Source organism: Pedococcus sp. 2YAF34 (assembly GCF_052114585.1).
Lineage (GTDB): Bacteria > Actinomycetota > Actinomycetes > Actinomycetales > Dermatophilaceae > Pedococcus.
Genome location: NZ_JBFRFA010000021.1, coordinates 16,848 through 33,514 on the forward strand (window position 1 = coordinate 16,848; position 16,667 = coordinate 33,514).

The 16,667-nt window shown below is 68.9% G+C and carries 27 protein-coding genes and 1 pseudogene; 2 read left to right on the forward strand and 26 right to left on the reverse strand.

The annotated features are described in order from the left end of the window. The first annotated feature begins 55 nt into the window (after nucleotides 1–55). A complete protein-coding gene (locus AB4Z02_RS12185) occupies nucleotides 56–619 on the forward strand; it encodes a cupin domain-containing protein (protein WP_162253898.1) in 564 nt (187 codons plus the stop codon). Here the strand turns inward: AB4Z02_RS12185 and AB4Z02_RS12190 are convergent. After that, nucleotides 574–1,521 carry a tRNA pseudouridine synthase A gene (locus tag AB4Z02_RS12190; RefSeq protein ID WP_441971248.1) on the reverse strand — a complete coding sequence of 316 codons (948 nt, stop codon included), beginning with the start codon at nucleotides 1,519–1,521 and terminating at the stop codon, nucleotides 574–576. The genes AB4Z02_RS12185 and AB4Z02_RS12190 overlap by 46 nt on opposite strands. A gap of 165 nt (nucleotides 1,522–1,686) precedes the next feature. Between AB4Z02_RS12190 and AB4Z02_RS12195 the strand changes: the two genes are divergently transcribed. Then, a complete protein-coding gene (locus AB4Z02_RS12195; protein ID WP_441971250.1) occupies nucleotides 1,687–2,880 on the forward strand; it encodes an MFS transporter in 1,194 nt (397 codons plus the stop codon). A 94-nt stretch (nucleotides 2,881–2,974) separates the two neighbouring features. On the opposite strand, the gene rplQ is transcribed toward AB4Z02_RS12195, so the two are convergent. From rplQ to rplV, 25 genes and pseudogenes are all read right to left on the reverse strand, one after another. Beyond that, the gene (rplQ, locus tag AB4Z02_RS12200) at nucleotides 2,975–3,664 is read right to left on the reverse strand and encodes a 50S ribosomal protein L17, sunset domain variant (RefSeq protein WP_056883319.1); all 690 of its coding nucleotides are present in this window, start codon (nucleotides 3,662–3,664) and stop codon (nucleotides 2,975–2,977) included. 62 nt (nucleotides 3,665–3,726) lie between these two features. Beyond that, nucleotides 3,727–4,761: a DNA-directed RNA polymerase subunit alpha gene (locus AB4Z02_RS12205; protein WP_056883318.1), complete on the reverse strand. Its 1,035-nt coding sequence runs from the start codon at nucleotides 4,759–4,761 to the stop codon at nucleotides 3,727–3,729. 143 nt (nucleotides 4,762–4,904) lie between these two features. Further along, a complete protein-coding gene (gene rpsD / locus AB4Z02_RS12210; protein ID WP_056883317.1) occupies nucleotides 4,905–5,513 on the reverse strand; it encodes a 30S ribosomal protein S4 in 609 nt (202 codons plus the stop codon). A 23-nt stretch (nucleotides 5,514–5,536) separates the two neighbouring features. Further along, on the reverse strand, nucleotides 5,537–5,941 hold the full coding sequence (gene rpsK / locus AB4Z02_RS12215) for a 30S ribosomal protein S11 (protein ID WP_056883316.1): 405 nt from the start codon (nucleotides 5,939–5,941) through the stop codon (nucleotides 5,537–5,539). Beyond that, entirely contained in the window at nucleotides 5,941–6,318 is a 378-nt protein-coding gene (gene rpsM, locus AB4Z02_RS12220) for a 30S ribosomal protein S13 (protein ID WP_056883315.1), read from the reverse strand. Before rpsM ends, rpsK begins: the two co-directional genes overlap by 1 nt. Before the next feature lie 257 nt (nucleotides 6,319–6,575). Next, nucleotides 6,576–6,689 carry a 50S ribosomal protein L36 gene (gene rpmJ / locus AB4Z02_RS12225; RefSeq protein ID WP_010148647.1) on the reverse strand — a complete coding sequence of 38 codons (114 nt, stop codon included), beginning with the start codon at nucleotides 6,687–6,689 and terminating at the stop codon, nucleotides 6,576–6,578. A 72-nt stretch (nucleotides 6,690–6,761) separates the two neighbouring features. Continuing rightward, a complete protein-coding gene (infA, locus tag AB4Z02_RS12230) occupies nucleotides 6,762–6,983 on the reverse strand; it encodes a translation initiation factor IF-1 (protein ID WP_013493543.1) in 222 nt (73 codons plus the stop codon). Between the two features lie 151 nt (nucleotides 6,984–7,134). After that, a complete protein-coding gene (gene map / locus AB4Z02_RS12235; protein WP_056883314.1) occupies nucleotides 7,135–7,977 on the reverse strand; it encodes a type I methionyl aminopeptidase in 843 nt (280 codons plus the stop codon). Continuing rightward, nucleotides 7,977–8,552, reverse strand: a complete 576-nt coding sequence (locus AB4Z02_RS12240; RefSeq protein WP_441971254.1) for an adenylate kinase — start codon at nucleotides 8,550–8,552, stop codon at nucleotides 7,977–7,979. Before AB4Z02_RS12240 ends, map begins: the two co-directional genes overlap by 1 nt. After that, nucleotides 8,553–9,866 (reverse strand): preprotein translocase subunit SecY, encoded by a 1,314-nt coding sequence (secY, locus tag AB4Z02_RS12245; RefSeq protein WP_441971256.1) that lies wholly within the window; start codon nucleotides 9,864–9,866, stop codon nucleotides 8,553–8,555. A gap of 200 nt (nucleotides 9,867–10,066) precedes the next feature. Beyond that, on the reverse strand, nucleotides 10,067–10,567 hold the full coding sequence (gene rplO / locus AB4Z02_RS12250; protein ID WP_082590327.1) for a 50S ribosomal protein L15: 501 nt from the start codon (nucleotides 10,565–10,567) through the stop codon (nucleotides 10,067–10,069). Nucleotides 10,568–10,569: 2 nt separating this feature from the next. Then, nucleotides 10,570–10,752 (reverse strand): 50S ribosomal protein L30, encoded by a 183-nt coding sequence (gene rpmD / locus AB4Z02_RS12255; protein WP_056884064.1) that lies wholly within the window; start codon nucleotides 10,750–10,752, stop codon nucleotides 10,570–10,572. Further along, nucleotides 10,749–11,396, reverse strand: coding sequence for a 30S ribosomal protein S5 (gene rpsE, locus AB4Z02_RS12260; protein WP_056883311.1), 648 nt, complete (start codon nucleotides 11,394–11,396; stop codon nucleotides 10,749–10,751). Before rpsE ends, rpmD begins: the two co-directional genes overlap by 4 nt. Nucleotides 11,397–11,442: 46 nt before the next feature. Continuing rightward, a complete protein-coding gene (gene rplR / locus AB4Z02_RS12265) occupies nucleotides 11,443–11,817 on the reverse strand; it encodes a 50S ribosomal protein L18 (protein ID WP_056883310.1) in 375 nt (124 codons plus the stop codon). Nucleotides 11,818–11,820: 3 nt separating this feature from the next. After that, complete coding sequence (gene rplF / locus AB4Z02_RS12270) at nucleotides 11,821–12,357, reverse strand: 50S ribosomal protein L6 (protein ID WP_056883309.1); 537 nt, start codon at nucleotides 12,355–12,357, stop codon at nucleotides 11,821–11,823. A 12-nt stretch (nucleotides 12,358–12,369) separates the two neighbouring features. Continuing rightward, the gene (gene rpsH, locus AB4Z02_RS12275) at nucleotides 12,370–12,768 is read right to left on the reverse strand and encodes a 30S ribosomal protein S8 (protein WP_056883308.1); all 399 of its coding nucleotides are present in this window, start codon (nucleotides 12,766–12,768) and stop codon (nucleotides 12,370–12,372) included. Between the two features lie 99 nt (nucleotides 12,769–12,867). Further along, nucleotides 12,868–13,053, reverse strand: a complete 186-nt coding sequence (locus tag AB4Z02_RS12280; RefSeq protein WP_056883307.1) for a type Z 30S ribosomal protein S14 — start codon at nucleotides 13,051–13,053, stop codon at nucleotides 12,868–12,870. 1 nt (nucleotide 13,054) lies between these two features. After that, nucleotides 13,055–13,621: a 50S ribosomal protein L5 gene (gene rplE, locus AB4Z02_RS12285; RefSeq protein ID WP_056883306.1), complete on the reverse strand. Its 567-nt coding sequence runs from the start codon at nucleotides 13,619–13,621 to the stop codon at nucleotides 13,055–13,057. A gap of 5 nt (nucleotides 13,622–13,626) precedes the next feature. Then, nucleotides 13,627–13,977: a 50S ribosomal protein L24 gene (gene rplX, locus AB4Z02_RS12290; protein WP_056883305.1), complete on the reverse strand. Its 351-nt coding sequence runs from the start codon at nucleotides 13,975–13,977 to the stop codon at nucleotides 13,627–13,629. Between the two features lie 3 nt (nucleotides 13,978–13,980). Continuing rightward, nucleotides 13,981–14,349, reverse strand: coding sequence for a 50S ribosomal protein L14 (gene rplN / locus AB4Z02_RS12295; RefSeq protein WP_056883304.1), 369 nt, complete (start codon nucleotides 14,347–14,349; stop codon nucleotides 13,981–13,983). Between the two features lie 148 nt (nucleotides 14,350–14,497). Next, nucleotides 14,498–14,788, reverse strand: coding sequence for a 30S ribosomal protein S17 (rpsQ, locus tag AB4Z02_RS12300; RefSeq protein WP_441971261.1), 291 nt, complete (start codon nucleotides 14,786–14,788; stop codon nucleotides 14,498–14,500). A gap of 35 nt (nucleotides 14,789–14,823) precedes the next feature. Then, a pseudogene (rpmC, locus tag AB4Z02_RS12305) lies at nucleotides 14,824–15,036 on the reverse strand (50S ribosomal protein L29); the annotation flags it as partial. Continuing rightward, nucleotides 15,036–15,455 (reverse strand): 50S ribosomal protein L16, encoded by a 420-nt coding sequence (rplP, locus tag AB4Z02_RS12310; protein ID WP_056883301.1) that lies wholly within the window; start codon nucleotides 15,453–15,455, stop codon nucleotides 15,036–15,038. The pseudogene rpmC and the gene rplP, both read right to left, overlap by 1 nt. Nucleotide 15,456: 1 nt before the next feature. Then, nucleotides 15,457–16,275: a 30S ribosomal protein S3 gene (gene rpsC, locus AB4Z02_RS12315; RefSeq protein WP_056923995.1), complete on the reverse strand. Its 819-nt coding sequence runs from the start codon at nucleotides 16,273–16,275 to the stop codon at nucleotides 15,457–15,459. Further along, nucleotides 16,275–16,643, reverse strand: coding sequence for a 50S ribosomal protein L22 (rplV, locus tag AB4Z02_RS12320; protein ID WP_056884063.1), 369 nt, complete (start codon nucleotides 16,641–16,643; stop codon nucleotides 16,275–16,277). Before rplV ends, rpsC begins: the two co-directional genes overlap by 1 nt. Nucleotides 16,644–16,667 lie beyond the last annotated feature (24 nt).

Consider the following 16,667-nt stretch of genomic DNA (forward strand, 5'->3'; position numbering starts at 1 on the left):
ACCGTAGCAATATTCGCCGGAATCTGGTTCGGGCGAAATGGACGAGGAGGCTTCCATGTCCGACGTCGACGCCATCGCGAGCCGCGCTGATGCGGATGATTCAACTGACCCGTCCGGCACGACGGATTCGCAGGTGGTGCACCGCCCCGCCGGCAGCGCCCGGGGCACCTGGGCCATGGGCAGCCTGTTCGAGCACCTGCTCACCGCCGAGGAGTCCGGAGGTCTCGTCGGCGTCGCCCTGGTCACCCAGCCGGTCGGGACGGCGACGCCGCTGCACCGCCACACCCGCGAGGCCGAAGCCTTCTACATCCTGTCCGGGACCATGACCTACCGCGCCGGCGACGACATCTTCCACCTGGCCGAGGGCGACTTCATCTGGCTCCCCGCCCACGTCCCCCACGCCTTCCGCGTCACCGGGGACGAGGGCGTCAGGTTCCTCGGCCTCACCGACCCGGGGCACCTCTTCGACCTCTACGACGAGGTGGGCCTCCCGGCCACCGCACGGCGGCTGCCGGGCGCCGACGGCCGCCCGATGGGCGAGGAGATCGCGCGCTGGAACGTCGTCGGGCCGCGCTACGGGCTCGAGGTGGTCGGTCCCCCGCTGCCCGAGACCGCCTGAGCGGGCGCATCCCGCCCGCCCTCCGCCTCGCCGGGACCCCCGGGCAGGCTGCGTACGGCGCGTGACTCGGCGGCGCGCGCGGCGAGCCCGGCGTCGTCGGGGTAGACGACCTGCTCCAGCGACAGACCGTGCGGAGGCATGACGCCCACCGCGGGGTCTCGTCGCCCGGCCGCCATGACCTCGGTCGGCCAGGCAGCGTCGCGACGCCCCTCCCCGACGGGGACGACCGCCCCCACGAGGGCCCTGACCATGGAGTGGCAGAACGCATCGGCCACCACGGTCGCGACGAGCGTCCCGTCGTCCAGGCGCAGCCACGAGTACTCCAGCAGTGTGCGCACCGTCGTGGCGCCCTCCCGCCGCCGGCAGAACGCCGCGAAGTCGTGCAGCCCCACCATCCGCCGGGCGGCCTCGTCCATGGCTGCGGCGTCCAGGGTCCGCTTGTGCAGCACCGTGTCGCGGCGCCGCAACGGGTCTGCTGACGTGGGGTCGTCGCAGAGGCGGTAGAGGTAGCGGCGCCGCAGCGCAGAGAAGCGCGCGTCGAAGCCCTCCGGCGCCACCCGTACGGAGTGCACGACCACGTCAGGGGGCAGCACCCCGCGCAGCCGCGACAGCGCCGCCTCGGCCGGTGCGCGGTCGGACCGTCCGGGGAGGGACTGCCAGGCTTGGAGGGCGACGTCTGCGTGGGCCACCTGGCCCCGGGCGTGCACGCCGGCATCGGTGCGCCCGGCCACGGTGAGCCGCACCGGGTCCGGGGCCCGCAGGACCGTGGTCAGGGCTGCAGACAGCTCACCCTCGACGGTGCGCAGCCGCGGCTGGGCCGCCCAGCCCGAGAAGTCGGTGCCGTCGTAGGCGAGGTCGAACCGGACGCGCAGCGTGTCCCCCGGCGCAGGCGTCTCGACCATGGCGGCAGCCTAGCGACGGCTGCAGGACAGCCCCGTGCGCGGCCCGTGGACGAGGTCCCCGCCGGTGGCGTCGGCGCCGGTGGCGTCGGCGCCGGTGAGCTCGAGGGTGCGGGTGCCGCGGCGCGTGGGCCCGCGCCTCCCCTGACCGTCTGGGACAGTGGCCCCGTGAGCCTGCAGCGGACCTCGACCGACCCCAGCGCCGACCTCGCCCGCCACCGCCTGGGCATCGCAGCGACGTTCGCGACGCAGGGCCTGCTCTTCATCTCGGTGACGACGCGGCTGCCACGGTTCCAGGAGCGCTGGGACCTCTCCGAGCTGTTCGTGACGGGACTGCTGCTCATGGTCGTCCTGCTCGCCGGCCTCGGGTCGGTCCTCGCCGAGCCAGGCGCCGTGCGGCTCGGCAGTGCGCGCGTGCTGCGCACCGCGTTCGTGCTCATCGCCGTGGGGCTGGCGCTGGTCGCCCTCGCGCCGCAGCGGCCCGTCTTCGTGGCCGGTCTCGCCGTCTACGGCCTGGGGCTCGGCGCGGTCGACGCGGCCGGCAACATGCAGGCGGTGGCCCTGGAGCACCGGTGGGGACGAACCATCCTGCCGTCCTTCCACGGCGCCTGGACCGTGGGCGGCATCGCCGGGACGGTCGTGGCCATCGCGGTGACCGGGGCAGGGCTCACCGCCGGGCTCCTGCCACTGGCGGCGGTCGCCCTGCTCGTCCTGGCCGCACCCCTGCTCCCGCACGCCGTCTCCGCCGAGGCCGACGCGCCCGCCGCCGTCGCCGTCGAGGTGCCGTGGCGACGCCTCGGCCTGCTCGGGGCCGCGATGGTGCTCTTCTACATGGTCGACACCGCCGCGACGACGTGGGGGCCGGTCTTCCTGCGCTCGACCCACGGTGCGCCCGCGTGGCTGCTTCCGCTGGCCACGCTCCCCTACCTCGTGGCCAGTGGCCTGACCCGGTTGCTCGGCGACCGGGCCGTCGAGCGGTTCGGCTCCGTCGCCCTGCTGCGCACCGGCGCGGTCATCGCCTCCGTCGGGCTCGCCGTCATCGTCTTCTCGCCGGGGTGGGCGGTCGCGGTGCTCGGGTTCACCGTCGTCGGCGCCTCCGTGGCGGTCATCGCACCGCTCAGCTTCTCCGCAGCGGCTGCCGTCGCGGGAGGCGGCGTCGACGGCGACGCCCGCCGGGCCCGGGTGGACGCCGTCATCGCCCGCTTCAACCAGTTCAACTACGTCGGGGGTCTGCTCGGCGCGGTGCTGACCGGGGCGGTCGGCCAGGACTCACTGCGCGTCGGGTTCGCCGTCCCCATGGTGCTGGTCCTGCTCATCCTGCCGCTGGCAGGCGTCTTCAGGACCCGCCCCGCCCTCGTGTGACCCCGGGCCACTCCCGGACCGCAGAGATGGCGAAGGGCCGCCCACCCCCTGTTGGGTGAGCGGCCCTTCGACGGTGCAGCGGGTGGCTCCCGGGTCAGGAACCGGCCTTGGTGAAACCGGCCTTCTCGGCGTCCTCGGCGGACTTGAACCAGAACTCGGCCTGCGTCTGCTCGAACCACTGGCCGTCGGCCTCGTGGTACTTGCCGGAGTCGGCGTTGCCCTTGACGACGTAGGCCTCGTCAGGCGAGGAACCGTCCTCGTTGGCAGCGATCGCACCCTCGGGCAGCGCGACCGCCTCGGTGGTCTCCTCGGCCTTGACCTCGTCCTCGGCGGCCTTGGTCTCAGCCGCGGCCTCCTTGGCCTCGGCCTGCTTGGCGGAGCGCTTGGTGGCGGCCTCCGCCTCCTTGACCGTGGCCTTCTTGGCGATGGGCTCGCGGACGAGCTCGATCACGGCCATGGGGGCGTTGTCACCCTTGCGGGCGCCGATCTTCGTGATGCGGGTGTAGCCGCCGGGGCGCTCGGCCATGTCGGGCGCGATCTCGGTGAAGAGACGGTGCACGACACCCTTGTCGGAGATGACCGACAGGACGCGACGACGGGCGTGCAGGTCACCGCGCTTGGCGAACGTCACCAGACGCTCGGCCAGCGGGCGCAGGCGCTTGGCCTTGGCCTCGGTGGTGGTGATGGAGTCGTGCTCGAAGAGCGAGCTGGCCAGGTTGGCCAGGATGAGCCGCTCGTGAGCCGGACCGCCGCCGAGACGGGGACCCTTGGTGGGCGTAGGCATGTTTGGGTTCTCCTTGGTGTGTGAGGCGGCGGCTTCCCGGCCGCCACCTCAGCGGCGGTTGGTCAGAGCTGCTCGTCTTCGGCCAGCGCGCGGCCGTCGTCAGCGAAGTCGTCGTCGTAGTCGCCGTAGTTGTCAGCGATCGCGCTCGGGTCGAACCCGGGCGGGCTGTCCTTGAGCGCCAGGCCCATGCCGACGAGCTTGGCCTTGACCTCGTCGATCGACTTCGCACCGAAGTTGCGGATGTCGAGCAGGTCGGCCTCGCTGCGCCCGACGAGCTCACCCACGGTGTGGATGCCCTCGCGCTTGAGGCAGTTGTAGGACCGGACGGTGAGGTCGAGGTCCTCGATCGGCAGGGCCAGGTCGGCAGCCAGGGCGGCGTCGGTCGGCGACGGGCCCATGTCGATGCCCTCGGCCTCGACGTTGAGCTCGCGGGCCAGGCCGAACAGCTCGACCAGGGTCTTGCCGGCAGAGGCCATGGCGTCGCGGGGAGCCATCGAGTTCTTGGTCTCGACGTCGACGATGAGCTTGTCGAAGTCGGTGCGCTGCTCGACACGGGTCGCCTCGACCTTGTAGGTCACGGCGAGCACGGGCGAGTAGATGGAGTCGACCGGGATGCGGCCGATCTCCTGGTCACCGGACTTGTTCTGGTTGGCCGAGACGTAGCCGCGACCGCGCTCGACGGTCAGCTCCATCTCGATCTTGCCCTTGCCGTTGAGCGTCGCGATGTGCAGGTCGGGGTTGTGCACCTCGACACCGGCCGGCGGCGCGATGTCCGCGGCGGTGACGGCGCCCGCACCCTGCTTGCGCAGGTACATGACGACCGGCTCGTCGTGCTCCGAGGAGACGACCAGGCCCTTGATGTTGAGGATGATCTCGGTGACGTCCTCCTTGACCCCGGGGATCGTGGAGAACTCGTGCAGCACACCGTCGATGCGGATGCTGGTGACGGCGGCGCCGGGGATGCTCGACAGGAGCGTGCGGCGCATGGAGTTGCCGAGCGTGTAGCCGAAGCCGGGCTCGAGGGGCTCGATGACGAAGCGGCTGCGGTTGTCCGCAACGACCTCTTCGCTGAGGGTGGGGCGCTGTGCGATGAGCACGGGTGATTCCTTTCTCGTCGGCGACCGCTATATGACGCCGAGGAATTCGGACCGGTTGGTCCAGGTCGCGTGCCCCCTCTGTCCGGGGCCACGACCGAGGGCGAGGTATGCCGCGGGGAGACCCCGCGGCATACCTCGTGCGATCAGTTCTTCGAGTAGAGCTCGACGATCAGCTGCTCGGTGAGGATCGTGTCGATCTGCTCACGCACGGGCAGGCTGTGGATCATGATCTGCAGCGTGCCCGGGACGACCTGCATCCAGGCCGGCGTGGGGCGCTCACCGAACGTCTGGCGAGCCAGCTCGATCGGGAAGGTGTTCGCGGACTTGGCGCGGACGGTGATGATGTCGTACTGCTCGACGCGGTAGGACGGGACGTCCACGCGCACGCCGTTGACCTCGAAGTGGCCGTGCGTGACGAGCTGGCGAGCCGCACGACGGGTGCGGGCCAGGCCGGCGCGGTAGACCACGTTGTCCAGGCGGGACTCGAGGATCTGCAGCAGGGTCTCACCGGTCTTGCCCGAGCGGCGCGAGGCCTCCTCGTAGTAACCGCGGAACTGCTTCTCCATGACGCCGTAGGTGAAGCGGGCCTTCTGCTTCTCCTGCAGCTGGGTGAGGTACTCCTTCTCCTGCATCCGGCGACGGCCGTGCTGGCCGGGCGGGAAGGGACGGAGCTCGAAGTTCTTGTCGCCGCCGACGAGGTCGACCTTGAGGCGACGCGACTTCTTGGTGATGGGGCCGGTGTAACGAGCCATGAGTGTTCTCTATCTCCCAGTTCTCAGACGCGACGGCGCTTGGGCGGGCGGACGCCGTTGTGCGGCGAGGGGGTGACGTCGCTGATGGCGCCGACCTCGAGGCCGGTGGCGGTCAGGGAGCGGATGGCGGTCTCACGACCGGAGCCCGGGCCCTTGACGAAGACGTCGACCTTGCGCATGCCGTGCTCCATGGCACGACGGGCGGCCGCCTCGGCAGCCATCTGCGCCGCGAACGGGGTGGACTTGCGCGAGCCCTTGAAGCCGACCTGGCCGGCGGAGGCCCACGAGATCACGGCGCCGGTGGGGTCCGTGATCGAGATGATGGTGTTGTTGAACGTGCTCTTGATGTGAGCGTGCCCGTGGGCGACGTTCTTCTTCTCCTTGCGGCGCACCTTCTTGGCGCCAGCGGTACGAGCCTTGGGAGGCATTACTTACCAACCTTCTTCTTGCCGGCGACGGTGCGCTTCGGGCCCTTGCGGGTGCGCGCGTTGGTCTTGGTGCGCTGACCACGCACGGGAAGGCCGCGACGGTGGCGCAGGCCCTCGTAGGAGCCGATCTCGACCTTGCGGCGGATGTCGGCGGCGATCTCACGGCGGAGGTCACCTTCGATCTTGACGTTGGCCTCGAGGTAGTCGCGCAGGGCGACGAGGTCGTTGTCGGTGAGGTCGCGGACGCGGGTGCTCGGGTCGACCCCGGTGGCAGCCAACGCCTGCTGGGAGCGGGTACGACCCACTCCGAAGATGTAGGTGAGAGCGATCTCGACGCGCTTCTCGCGCGGGAGGTCCACACCAACAAGACGTGCCATGTTGTGTGTTTCCTTTGTTTCACCGGAGGTCTGGTGCAGTACCGGTCCGGGCGTGTTCCCGAAGCTTTCCTCGGGGCACCGGTCCCCGGCCTCCGGGCCGGGGGTGACGTCCTGGTCGGCATGGATGTCGTCGGTCGACGACGCCGCGCACAGGGGCCGGGTACTGCGTCATTCACTTGTCTGCGCTTCTCGAAGAGATGCGACTCGTGCTCGGGCGCGAACCCGGGCGGAGGCCCCGTGCGGGACCCAGGTCATGCTCAGCCCTGGCGCTGCTTGTGGCGCAGGTTCTCGCAGATGACCATGACCCGGCCGTGACGGCGGATCACCTTGCACTTGTCGCAGATCTTCTTGACGCTCGGCTGAACCTTCATAGCCTCTGCTTCGAGTCGATCTGGCACTGCCGTCCCGGACGGGCCGGCAGGTCTTGCGGGGTGTGCGGACTGCTAGCGGTAGCGGAAGACGATCCGGCCACGGGTCAGGTCGTACGGGCTCAGCTCAACGACGACCCGGTCCTCGGGGAGGATCCGGATGTAGTGCTGACGCATCTTGCCCGAGATGTGAGCGAGAACCTTGTGACCGTTCGACAGCTCGACCCTGAACATCGCGTTCGGGAGAGCCTCGACGATCGTGCCCTCGATCTCGATGACACCGTCCTTCTTGGCCATAGCCTCCACAATCCGTTGCATCGGTCTGCCCCAGGCTGGGACACACGCATGGAAACCGGCACGCGCGCACACGCATGCCGACGTGACAGTCTACGTCAGTCCGTTCCCAGCACGAAATCGTGCTCAGCGGCCCCCACGGGGGCCTGCGCGCTCAGCCCAGCGGGGCGTACGGGGCGCCGGCGGCCTCGAGCCGCTCCCTGCCACCGTCGAGGGCGGTGAGCACCCACAGGCCCTCGTCGGTGACCGCCACGGTGTTCTCCCAGTGGGCGGCGCGCGAGCCGTCGGTGGTCACCACGGTCCAGTCGTCGCCGAGCACACGGGTCTCGGGCGAGCCCAGGGTGACCATCGGCTCGATGGCGACCGTCACGCCGGAGCGCACCGTGGGGCCCTTGTCGCGGACGCGGTAGTTGGGCACCTGGGGGTCCATGTGCATGGACGTGCCGATGCCGTGGCCGACGTACTCCTCGACGATGCCGTACTCGCGCCCCTGCCGCTCACCGCTGGCGACGACGCTGTCCTCGACCCCGGCGCCCACGGCGTACAGCGACTCCCCCACCGTCAGGGCGGCGATGCCGGCCCACATGGAGTCCTCGGTGGCGTCGATGAGCTCAAGGTCCTCGGGCCGGCCCGCGTCGCGGCCGCCGACGATGACCGAGATGGCGGCGTCGCCGTGCCAGCCGTCGACGATCGCACCGCAGTCGATCGAGATGAGGTCACCCTCGGCGAGCACCCGGGAGCCCGGGATGCCGTGGACGACCTCGTCGTTGACCGAGGTGCACAACGAGCCCTTGAAGCCGTGGTAGCCCAAGAAGCTCGGGGTGGCCCCACAGCCGCGGATGTGCTCCTCGGCCAGCTCGTCGAGCTGCTTGGTGGTCATCCCCGGCCGCACGGTCTGCGCCATGAGCTGGAGCGTCTGGCCGACGACCAGACCCGCCTTGCGCATGCGCAGGATCTGGTCGGGCGTCTTGGTGTCGATGCGGGACCTGCCGAACATCAGGAGCGAGCAACCCCTTCGAGGGCGGTGCTGATCCGGGCGAAGACCTCGTCGACCGAGCCCATGCCGTCGACCTGCACGAGCAGCCCGCGGCCGGCGTAGACCTCGGTCAGCGGCGCGGTCTCGCGGCGGTAGATGGCCTGGCGCTCGCGGATGACCGCCTCGGTGTCGTCCTCGCGGCCCTCGATCTCGGCACGCTTGAGCAGCCGGGACACGACCGCGTCCTCGTCGACGGTGAGCTCGAGGACCGCCTCGAGCTGGTGGCCGTGCTCGGCGAGAATGGCGTCGAGGGCGTCGACCTGGGCCGAGGTGCGCGGGTAGCCGTCGAGCAGGAAGCCCTTCTCGGCGTCGTCCTCGAACAGGCGGTCACGCACGATGGCGTTGGTGATCTCGTCGGTGACGTAGCCGCCCGAGGCCAGGATGTCCTTCACCTGGCGCCCGAGGTCGGTCTCGTTCTTGATGTTGGCGCGGAAGATGTCGCCGGTCGAGATGGCGGGGATGCCGAACGCGTCGGCGATCTTCGCGGCCTGGGTGCCCTTACCCGCGCCGGGCGGGCCGAGGATGATGAGGCGCATTTACCGGAGGAACCCTTCGTAGTGACGCTGCTGCAGCTGGGACTCGATCTGCTTCACCGTCTCGAGGCCGACGCCGACGATGATGAGGATCGAGGTGCCACCGAACGGGAAGTTCTGGTTGGCGTTGACGAGCACCAGCGCGATGAGCGGAATCAGCGAGATGAGGCCGAGGTAGATGGCCCCGGGAACGGTGATGCGGGTGAGCACGTAGTCGAGGTACTCGGCCGTGGGTCGCCCGGCGCGGATACCTGGGATGAAGCCGCCGTAGCGCTTCATGTTGTCGGCGACCTCCACCGGGTTGAACGTGATCGACACGTAGAAGAACGTGAAGAACAGGATCAGCCCGATGTAGAGCGCCATGTAGATCGGGTGGTCACCCCGGACGAGGTGCTGCTCGATCCACGTCACCCAGCCGGCCTGGTTGCCGGTGGTCGACCGGTTGAACTGTGCCAGCAACGAAGGCAGCGCGAGCAGGGAGGAGGCGAAGATCACGGGGATGACGCCGGCCATGTTGACCTTGAGCGGGATGTAGGTGGACGTGCCCCCGTACATCTGGCGGCCGACCTGGCGCTTGGCGTACTGCACCGGGATGCGGCGCTGGCTCTGCTCGACGAAGACGACGAGCGCGATGATGAGGAAGCCGAGCAGGATGACCCCGACGAAGATGTCCCAGCGGCCGTCCTGCTGCTGGATCGCCCACAGGGAGCCGGGGAACGAGCTGGCGATCGAGGTGAAGATCAGCAGCGACATGCCGTTGCCGATGCCCTTGTCGGTGACGAGCTCGCCGAGCCACATGACCACGCCGGTGCCGGCGGTCATGGTGAGCACCATGATGACCAGGGTCGGGATGGAGTCGTTGGGCAGGATGCTCGTGCAGCCGGGGCCGAACAGCGCCGTCGGGTTCTGGGCGAACGTGATCAGCGTCGAGGACTGCAGGATCGCGAGCCCGATCGTCAGGTAGCGCGTGTACTGCGTCATCTTCGTCTGGCCCTGCTGGCCCTCCTTCTTGAGGGCCTCGAACCGTGGGATGACCACGGTGAGGAGCTGCACGATGATGCTCGCCGTGATGTACGGCATGATCCCGAGCGCGAAGATCGACAGCTGGAGCAGTGCGCCACCGCTGAACAGGTTGGCCAGGCCCAGCACCCCGGAGTTGGTCGGCGCGTTCTTGATGCACGCCTGCACCGCCGTGTAGCTGACCCCCGGGACCGGCACGTGCGAGCCGAGCCGGAAGAGGATGACGATGGCGAGGGTGAACAGCAGCTTCCTGCGCAGGTCCGGCGTCTTGAACGCACGGGTGAAGGCGGTGAGCACAGGTCCTCCTGGGTGACGCGGGCGCATCGGCCACGCGGTGAGACGGTCAGGCAATCCTAGGCACGATACCCCGCGGGCCGTGCCGGTCGTCATCCAACACGACCCGTGACGGGCCGCGAGGGACGATCAGGACAAACAGGTATGCCGCGGGCTCACCGTGAAGCGGTGAGACCGCGGCATACCGTGGAACGTGGTGGTGCTCAGGCGGAGGTGACCGAGCCGCCGGCGGCCTCGATCTTCTCCTTGGCGGAGGCCGAGAACTTGTCAGCGGTCACGTTGACCTTGACGCTGATCTCGCCGTCGCCCAGCACCTTGACCGGTGCGCTGTCGCGGACCGCACCCTTGGCCACGAGGTCGTCGACGGTCACGTCGCCGCCCTGCGGGTAGAGGGCGGAGAGCTTGTCCAGGTTGACGACCTGGTACTCCACCTTGAACGGGTTCTTGAAGCCGCGGAGCTTGGGCAGCCGCATGTGCAGCGGCATGGCGCCACCCTCGAAGCGCTCCGGCACCTGGTAGCGGGCGCCGGTGCCCTTGGTGCCGCGACCGGCGGTCTTGCCCTTGGAGCCCTCACCGCGACCCACGCGGGTCTTGGCGGTCTTGGCACCCGGGGCGGGACGCAGGTGGTGCAGCTTCAGCGCTGCGCCCTCGACGGACTTCTCCGACTTCGCAGCGGCCTTGGTCGTGGCCTTCTTCTCTGCCATGGTCAGTCAACCTCCTCGACGGTGACCAGGTGGGTCACCGTCTTGACCATCCCGCGGATCTCGGGACGGTCCTCCTTGACGACGACGTCGCCAATGCGCTTCAGACCGAGGCTGCGCAGCGTGTCACGCTGGTTCTGCTTGCCGCCGATCTCGGAACGGGTCTGGGTCACCTTGAGACGCATCAGGCACCTGCCTTGGCGGCCTCGCGGCCAGCAGCCTGGGCGCGCAGCATGGCGGCCGGGGCGACCTGGTCCACGGGCAGGCCACGGCGGGCAGCCACGGCCTCCGGACGCTCGAGGCCCTGCAGGGCCGCGACCGTCGCGTGGACGATGTTGATCGCGTTGTCCGAGCCGAGCGACTTGCTCAGCACGTCGTGGATGCCGGCGCACTCGAGCACCGCACGCACCGGGCCACCGGCGATGACACCGGTACCGGGGGCGGCGGGGCGCAGCATGACGACACCCGCGGCGGCCTCACCCTGCACGGGGTGCGGGATGGTGCCCTGGATGCGCGGGACCTTGAAGAACTGCTTCTTGGCCTCCTCGACACCCTTGGCGATCGCGGCGGGAACTTCCTTGGCCTTGCCGTAGCCGACGCCGACGGTGCCGTCGCCGTCGCCCACGACCACGAGGGCGGTGAAGCTGAAGCGGCGGCCACCCTTGACGACCTTGGCGACGCGGTTGATGGTCACCACGCGCTCGACGTAGGCGCTCTTCTCGGCCTGGTCGCGGCCACCGTCACGACGGTTGTCGCGGCGGTCGCGGCGGTCGCCACGCTCGCCTCCGGCGGCGCCAGCGGCTCCAGTGCCTCGACGCTGGGGTCCGGGCATCAGACGTTCCTCATCTCAGTAACAGTCGAGTTCATTGCGGTGCCGGTCACAGGGACAGCCCACCCTCGCGGGCGCCCTCGGCGATGGCCGCGACGCGACCGTGGTAGCGGTTGCCGCCACGGTCGAAGACGACGGCCTCGATGCCGGCGCTCTTGGCACGCTCGGCGAGCAGCTCGCCCACCTTGCGGGCCTTGGCGGTCTTGTCACCCTCGAAGGTGCGCAGGTCCGCCTCCATGGTCGAGGCCGAGGCCACGGTCTTGCCAACCGTGTCGTCGACGACCTGGACGAAGACGTGGCGCGAGGAGCGCGAGACGACCATGCGGGGACGCACGGCGGTGCCGGTCACCTTCTTGCGCAGGCGCAGGTGGCGGCGGCCGCGTGCGGCGGACTTGCCCTTGGCGCGCTTGACGATCATTGCCATGACTTACTTACCGGCCTTTCCGACCTTGCGACGGATGTGCTCGCCCGCGTAGCGCACGCCCTTGCCCTTGTACGGGTCGGGCTTGCGCAGCTTGCGGATGTTCGCGGCAACCTCGCCGACCAGCTGCTTGTCGATGCCCTGCACCGCGAAGCGGGTCGGGTTCTCGACGGCGAAGGAGATGCCCTCGGGGGCCTCGACGGTGATCGGGTGGCTGTAGCCGAGCGCGAACTCGAGGTTCCCGCCCTTGTTGGCCACGCGGTAACCCGTGCCGTGGATCTCCATCTTCTTCTCGTAGCCCTCGGTGACACCGAGGACCATGTTGTTGATGAGCGAGCGGGTCAGGCCGTGCAGGGCACGGGACTGGCGCTCGTCGTTGGGGCGCTTGACCTCGAGGGCCTCGTCACCCTTCTCGACGGTGATCGGCTCGGCCACACGGTGGCTGAGCTCGCCCTTGGGGCCCTTCACCTTGACGGTCTGGCCGTCGACGGTGATGTCGACACCGCTGGGGATGGCGACCGGGAGTCGTCCGATACGCGACATGTCGAATACCCCTTACCAGACGTAGGCGAGGACTTCCCCGCCCACACCCTTGGAAGCCGCCTGGCGGTCCGTGAGGAGCCCAGACGAGGTGGAAATGATGGCCACACCGAGGCCACCGAGGACCTTGGGAAGGTTCGTCGACTTGGCGTAGACGCGCAGACCGGGCTTGGACACGCGCCGCACGCCAGCGATGGAACGCTCGCGGTTGGGGCCGTACTTCAGCTCGATCGTCAGCGTCTTGCCGACCTCGGCGTCCTCGACCTTCCAGGAGGCGATGTAGCCCTCGGCCTGGAGGATCTCGGCGATGTGGGACTTCAGCTTGGAAAACGGCATGGAGACTGCGTCGTGGTGCGCCGAGTTGGCGTTCCGGACGCGGGTCAACATGTCCGCAATCGGGTCAGTCATGGTCATGGGCTTCTCCGGCCCTCTCTCACCGCGGTTTCACTGCGCTTCGCGCTGCGACCTGCGATGTAGAACGAAATCAATGGGTGGGGTGGTGCTGAGCTTCTCTTACCAGGAGCTCTTGGTGACGCCGGGCAGCTCGCCGCGGTGGGCCATCTCGCGAAGGCACACACGGCACAGCCCGAACTTGCGGTAGACCGAGTGCGGTCGGCCGCAGCGCTGGCAACGGGTGTAGCCACGCACCTTGAACTTCGGCTTCTTGTTGGCCTTGTTGACCAGGGCGGTCTTCGCCATGTCAGTTCTCCTTGAAGGGGAAGCCGAGCGCCTTGAGCAGTGCGCGGCCCTCGTCGTCGTTGGTGGCGGTGGTCACCACGGTGATGTCCATGCCACGCACGCGGTCGATGCGGTCCTGGTCGATCTCGTGGAACATCGACTGCTCGGTGAGGCCGAAGGTGTAGTTGCCGTTGCCGTCGAACTGCTTCGGCGACAGGCCGCGGAAGTCGCGGATACGGGGCAGCGCCACGGACACGAGGCGGTCCAGGAACTCCCACATGCGGTCGCCACGGAGCGTGGTGTGCGCACCGATCGGCATGCCCTCGCGCAGCTTGAACTGGGCGATGGACTTGCGCGCCCGGGTGACGATCGGCTTCTGGCCGGTGATGGCGGACAGGTCGCGGATGGCGCCCTCGATGAGCTTGGCGTCCTTGGCGGCGTCGCCGACACCCATGTTCACGACGACCTTGACGACGCCGGGCACCTGCATGACGTTGGCGTGGCCGAACTGCTGCTGCAGCTGGCCCTTGATCTCCTCGGCGTACCGCGTCTTCAGACGGGGCGCCTGCGTGGTTGCAGTCTCGGTCATGTCTCTCACAGGTCCTTGCCCGAGCGCACCGCAACGCGGGTGCGGACGGCCTTGTCGCGGCCGTTGCGCTCGACGGTCTCGACGCGGGTCTTGACCCGGGTCGGCTTCTTCTCGGTCGGGTCGACGATCGCCACGTTGCTCACGTGGATCGCGGCCTCCTGGACGACAAGGCCACCGGTGCGGGTGCCACGGGCGGACTGGCCGGCCTTCGTGTGGCGGGTCACGCGGTTGACACCCTCGACCAGCACGCGCTGGGTCTCCGGGTAGACGGCGATGACCTTGCCCTGCTTGGCCTTGTCCTTGCCCGTGAGGACCTGGACGAGGTCGCCCTTCTTGATCTTCATCTTTGCAGCCATGGCTCAGAGCACCTCCGGCGCCAGCGAGATGATCTTCATGAACTTCTTCTCACGCAGCTCGCGGCCCACGGGACCGAAGATGCGGGTGCCACGGGGGTCCCCGTCGCCCTTGAGGATGACGGCGGCGTTCTCGTCGAACTTGATGTAGCTGCCGTCGGAGCGGCGACGCTCCTTCGTGGTGCGCACGATGACGGCCTTGACGACGTCGCCCTTCTTGACGTTGCCGCCGGGGATGGCGTCCTTGACGGCGGCGACGATCACGTCACCGATGCCGGCGTAACGACGACCGGAACCACCGAGAACACGGATGCAAAGGATCTCCTTGGCACCAGTGTTGTCGGCGACACGCAGTCGCGACTCCTGCTGGATCACTGTCTAACTCCTGTCGTCGAGCTGGTTCTCACTCACGGTGAGCCTTGCCGAACTGTGGGTGGTCTGTTGCCGCTCCCCCGCGGCATACCGACCGGGGCCGGTACGCCGCGGTGGCGGCGGATGCTTGGGTGGTGCAGGCCTGAAAGGACTACTTGGCCTTCTCGAGGATCTCCACCACGCGCCAGCGCTTGGTGGCCGACAGCGGACGGGTCTCCATGATCGAGACGCGGTCGCCGATGCCGGCAGCGTTGTCCTCGTCGTGGGCCTTGACCTTGCTCGAGCGCCGCAGGACCTTGCCGTAGAGCGCGTGCTTGACGCGGTCCTCGACCTCGACCACGACGGTCTTGTCCATCTTGTCGCTGACCACGTAACCCTGGCGGGTCTTGCGGTAGTTGCGGTCCTGCGCCGTCACGGCCTCATCCTTGTCGTTCTTGCTCATGCCGACTTCTCCGTGCTCTGCGGGGTGGCCCCACCGATGCCGAGCTCGCGCTCACGCAGCTCGGTGTAGATGCGTGCGATGTCCTTGCGGACCGCGCGCAGCCGCCCGTGGTTGTCCAGCTGGCCGGTGGCCGACTGGAACCGGAGGTTGAACAGCTCCTCCTTGGCCTTGCGCAGCTCGTCGACGAGACGCTCGTCGTCGAGACCACGCAGGTTCTCGGACGTCAGGTCCTTGGATCCGACTGCCATCAGATGTCACCACCCTCACGCCGAACGAAGCGGCACTTCATGGGGAGCTTGTGCATCGCCAGACGCATCGCCTCACGGGCGACCTCTTCGGACACACCGGAGACCTCGAACATCACGCGACCAGGCTTGATGTTGGCGATCCACCACTCGGGGGAACCCTTACCGGAACCCATGCGGGTCTCGGCGGGCTTCTTGGTCAGCGGGCGGTCGGGGTAGATGTTGATCCACACCTTTCCGCCACGCTTCATGTAACGCGTCATCGCGATACGAGCGGACTCGATCTGGCGGTTGGTGACGTAGGCGGGCTCGAGGGCCTGGATGCCGTAGTCGCCGAACGCGATCTTCGTGCCACCCTTCGCAGCGCCCGAGCGACCCGGGTGGTGCTGCTTGCGGTGCTTGACTCGACGAGGAATCAACATGTCAGGACTGCTCTCCCTCAGTGCTGGCGGCGGTCGCCTCGACGGCGGGTGCCTCAGCAGCGGTCTCGGTGGCGGCGGCCTCCGGACGCTCGCGACGAGCGCGGGCCGGACGGTCGGCGCCGTCGCGACGCGGGCCACGGCTCGGGCGCGGCGCAGCAGCCTGCTGCTGGGCCAGCTCGCGAGCGGTGACGTCGCCCTTGTAGATCCACACCTTGACGCCGATGCGCCCGAAGGTGGTGCGGGCCTCGTAGAAGCCGTAGTCGATCTGCGCACGCAGGGTGTGCAGCGGGACGCGACCCTCACGGTAGAACTCCGTGCGGGACATCTCCGCGCCGCCGAGGCGGCCGGAGACCTGCACACGGATGCCCTTGGCGCCGGCGCGGGTGGCGGACTGCATGCCCTTGCGCATCGCGCGGCGGAACGACACACGAGCAGAGAGCTGCTCGGCGATGCCCTGCGCGACGAGCTGGGAGTCGACCTCGGGGTTCTTGACCTCGAGGATGTTCAGCTGCACCTGCTTGCCCGTGAGCTTCTCGAGCTCGCCACGGATGCGGTCGGCCTCGGCGCCGCGGCGACCGATGACGATGCCGGGACGCGCGGTGTGGATGTCCACACGGACGCGGTCACGGGTGCGCTCGATCTCGACGCGGGAGATGCCTGCCCGCTCCATGCCCTCGGACATGAGCTTGCGGATGGCGACGTCTTCCTTGACGTAGTCGCGGTAACGCTGCCCCTCCTTGGTGGAGTCAGCGAACCAGCGGCTCTTGTGCTCGGTGGTGATGCCGAGGCGGAAGCCGTGCGGGTTGACCTTCTGGCCCATTAGCGGGTGCCTCCCTTGGGGGTCTTCGGCGTGACGACCACGGTGATGTGGCTGGTCCGCTTGTTGATGCGGGCCGCGCGGCCCTGGGCACGCGGGCGGAACCGCTTCATCGTCGGGCCCTCGTCGACGTAGGCGGCGCTGATGACGAGGTTGCGCTCGTCGAACGCCTCAGACGCCTTGTCGGCCTTGACCCGCGCGTTGGCGATGGCGCTCTCGAGCACCTTCTGGATCGGGTCGGACGCCGACTGCGGGGCGAACCGCAGCGTCGCGACGGCCTCGACGGCCTGCTTGCCGCGGATGAGGTCGATGATGCGACGCGCCTTCTGGGGCGTGACGCGGACGTGCCGCGCGCTCGCCTTGGCTTCCATCACGTTGTCCTTGTTCTCGGTGGG

Excerpts from the sequence above, each read along its gene's own strand:
- rpmJ (WP_010148647.1), bottom strand. The coding sequence starts at position 6,689 with ATGAAGGTTCAGCCGAGCGTCAAGAAGATCTGCGACAAGTGCAAGGTG.
- rpsD (WP_056883317.1), bottom strand. The coding sequence starts at position 5,513 with ATGGCTCGTTACACCGGCCCCATCACCAAGAAGTCGCGTCGCCTCAAG.
- AB4Z02_RS12240 (WP_441971254.1), bottom strand. The coding sequence starts at position 8,552 with ATGCGCCTCATCATCCTCGGCCCGCCCGGCGCGGGTAAGGGCACCCAG.
- map (WP_056883314.1), bottom strand. The coding sequence starts at position 7,977 with ATGTTCGGCAGGTCCCGCATCGACACCAAGACGCCCGACCAGATCCTG.
- rpsK (WP_056883316.1), bottom strand. The coding sequence starts at position 5,941 with ATGCCTCCCAAGGCTCGTACCGCTGGCGCCAAGAAGGTGCGCCGCAAG.
- rpsH (WP_056883308.1), bottom strand. The coding sequence starts at position 12,768 with ATGACCATGACTGACCCGATTGCGGACATGTTGACCCGCGTCCGGAAC.
- infA (WP_013493543.1), bottom strand. The coding sequence starts at position 6,983 with ATGGCCAAGAAGGACGGTGTCATCGAGATCGAGGGCACGATCGTCGAG.
- rplO (WP_082590327.1), bottom strand. The coding sequence starts at position 10,567 with ATGGCAGAGAAGAAGGCCACGACCAAGGCCGCTGCGAAGTCGGAGAAG.
- rpsQ (WP_441971261.1), bottom strand. The coding sequence starts at position 14,788 with ATGAGCAAGAACGACAAGGATGAGGCCGTGACGGCGCAGGACCGCAAC.
- rplV (WP_056884063.1), bottom strand. The coding sequence starts at position 16,643 with ATGGAAGCCAAGGCGAGCGCGCGGCACGTCCGCGTCACGCCCCAGAAG.
- rplF (WP_056883309.1), bottom strand. The coding sequence starts at position 12,357 with ATGTCGCGTATCGGACGACTCCCGGTCGCCATCCCCAGCGGTGTCGAC.
- AB4Z02_RS12190 (WP_441971248.1), bottom strand. The coding sequence starts at position 1,521 with ATGGTCGAGACGCCTGCGCCGGGGGACACGCTGCGCGTCCGGTTCGAC.
- rplE (WP_056883306.1), bottom strand. The coding sequence starts at position 13,621 with ATGACCGAGACTGCAACCACGCAGGCGCCCCGTCTGAAGACGCGGTAC.
- rplP (WP_056883301.1), bottom strand. The coding sequence starts at position 15,455 with ATGTTGATTCCTCGTCGAGTCAAGCACCGCAAGCAGCACCACCCGGGT.
- AB4Z02_RS12185 (WP_162253898.1), top strand. The coding sequence starts at position 56 with ATGTCCGACGTCGACGCCATCGCGAGCCGCGCTGATGCGGATGATTCA.
- rpsE (WP_056883311.1), bottom strand. The coding sequence starts at position 11,396 with ATGCCCGGACCCCAGCGTCGAGGCACTGGAGCCGCTGGCGCCGCCGGA.
- rplX (WP_056883305.1), bottom strand. The coding sequence starts at position 13,977 with ATGGCTGCAAAGATGAAGATCAAGAAGGGCGACCTCGTCCAGGTCCTC.
- rplQ (WP_056883319.1), bottom strand. The coding sequence starts at position 3,664 with ATGCCTACGCCCACCAAGGGTCCCCGTCTCGGCGGCGGTCCGGCTCAC.
- rpsM (WP_056883315.1), bottom strand. The coding sequence starts at position 6,318 with ATGGCACGTCTTGTTGGTGTGGACCTCCCGCGCGAGAAGCGCGTCGAG.
- rplR (WP_056883310.1), bottom strand. The coding sequence starts at position 11,817 with ATGGCAATGATCGTCAAGCGCGCCAAGGGCAAGTCCGCCGCACGCGGC.
- rpsC (WP_056923995.1), bottom strand. The coding sequence starts at position 16,275 with ATGGGCCAGAAGGTCAACCCGCACGGCTTCCGCCTCGGCATCACCACC.
- AB4Z02_RS12280 (WP_056883307.1), bottom strand. The coding sequence starts at position 13,053 with ATGGCGAAGACCGCCCTGGTCAACAAGGCCAACAAGAAGCCGAAGTTC.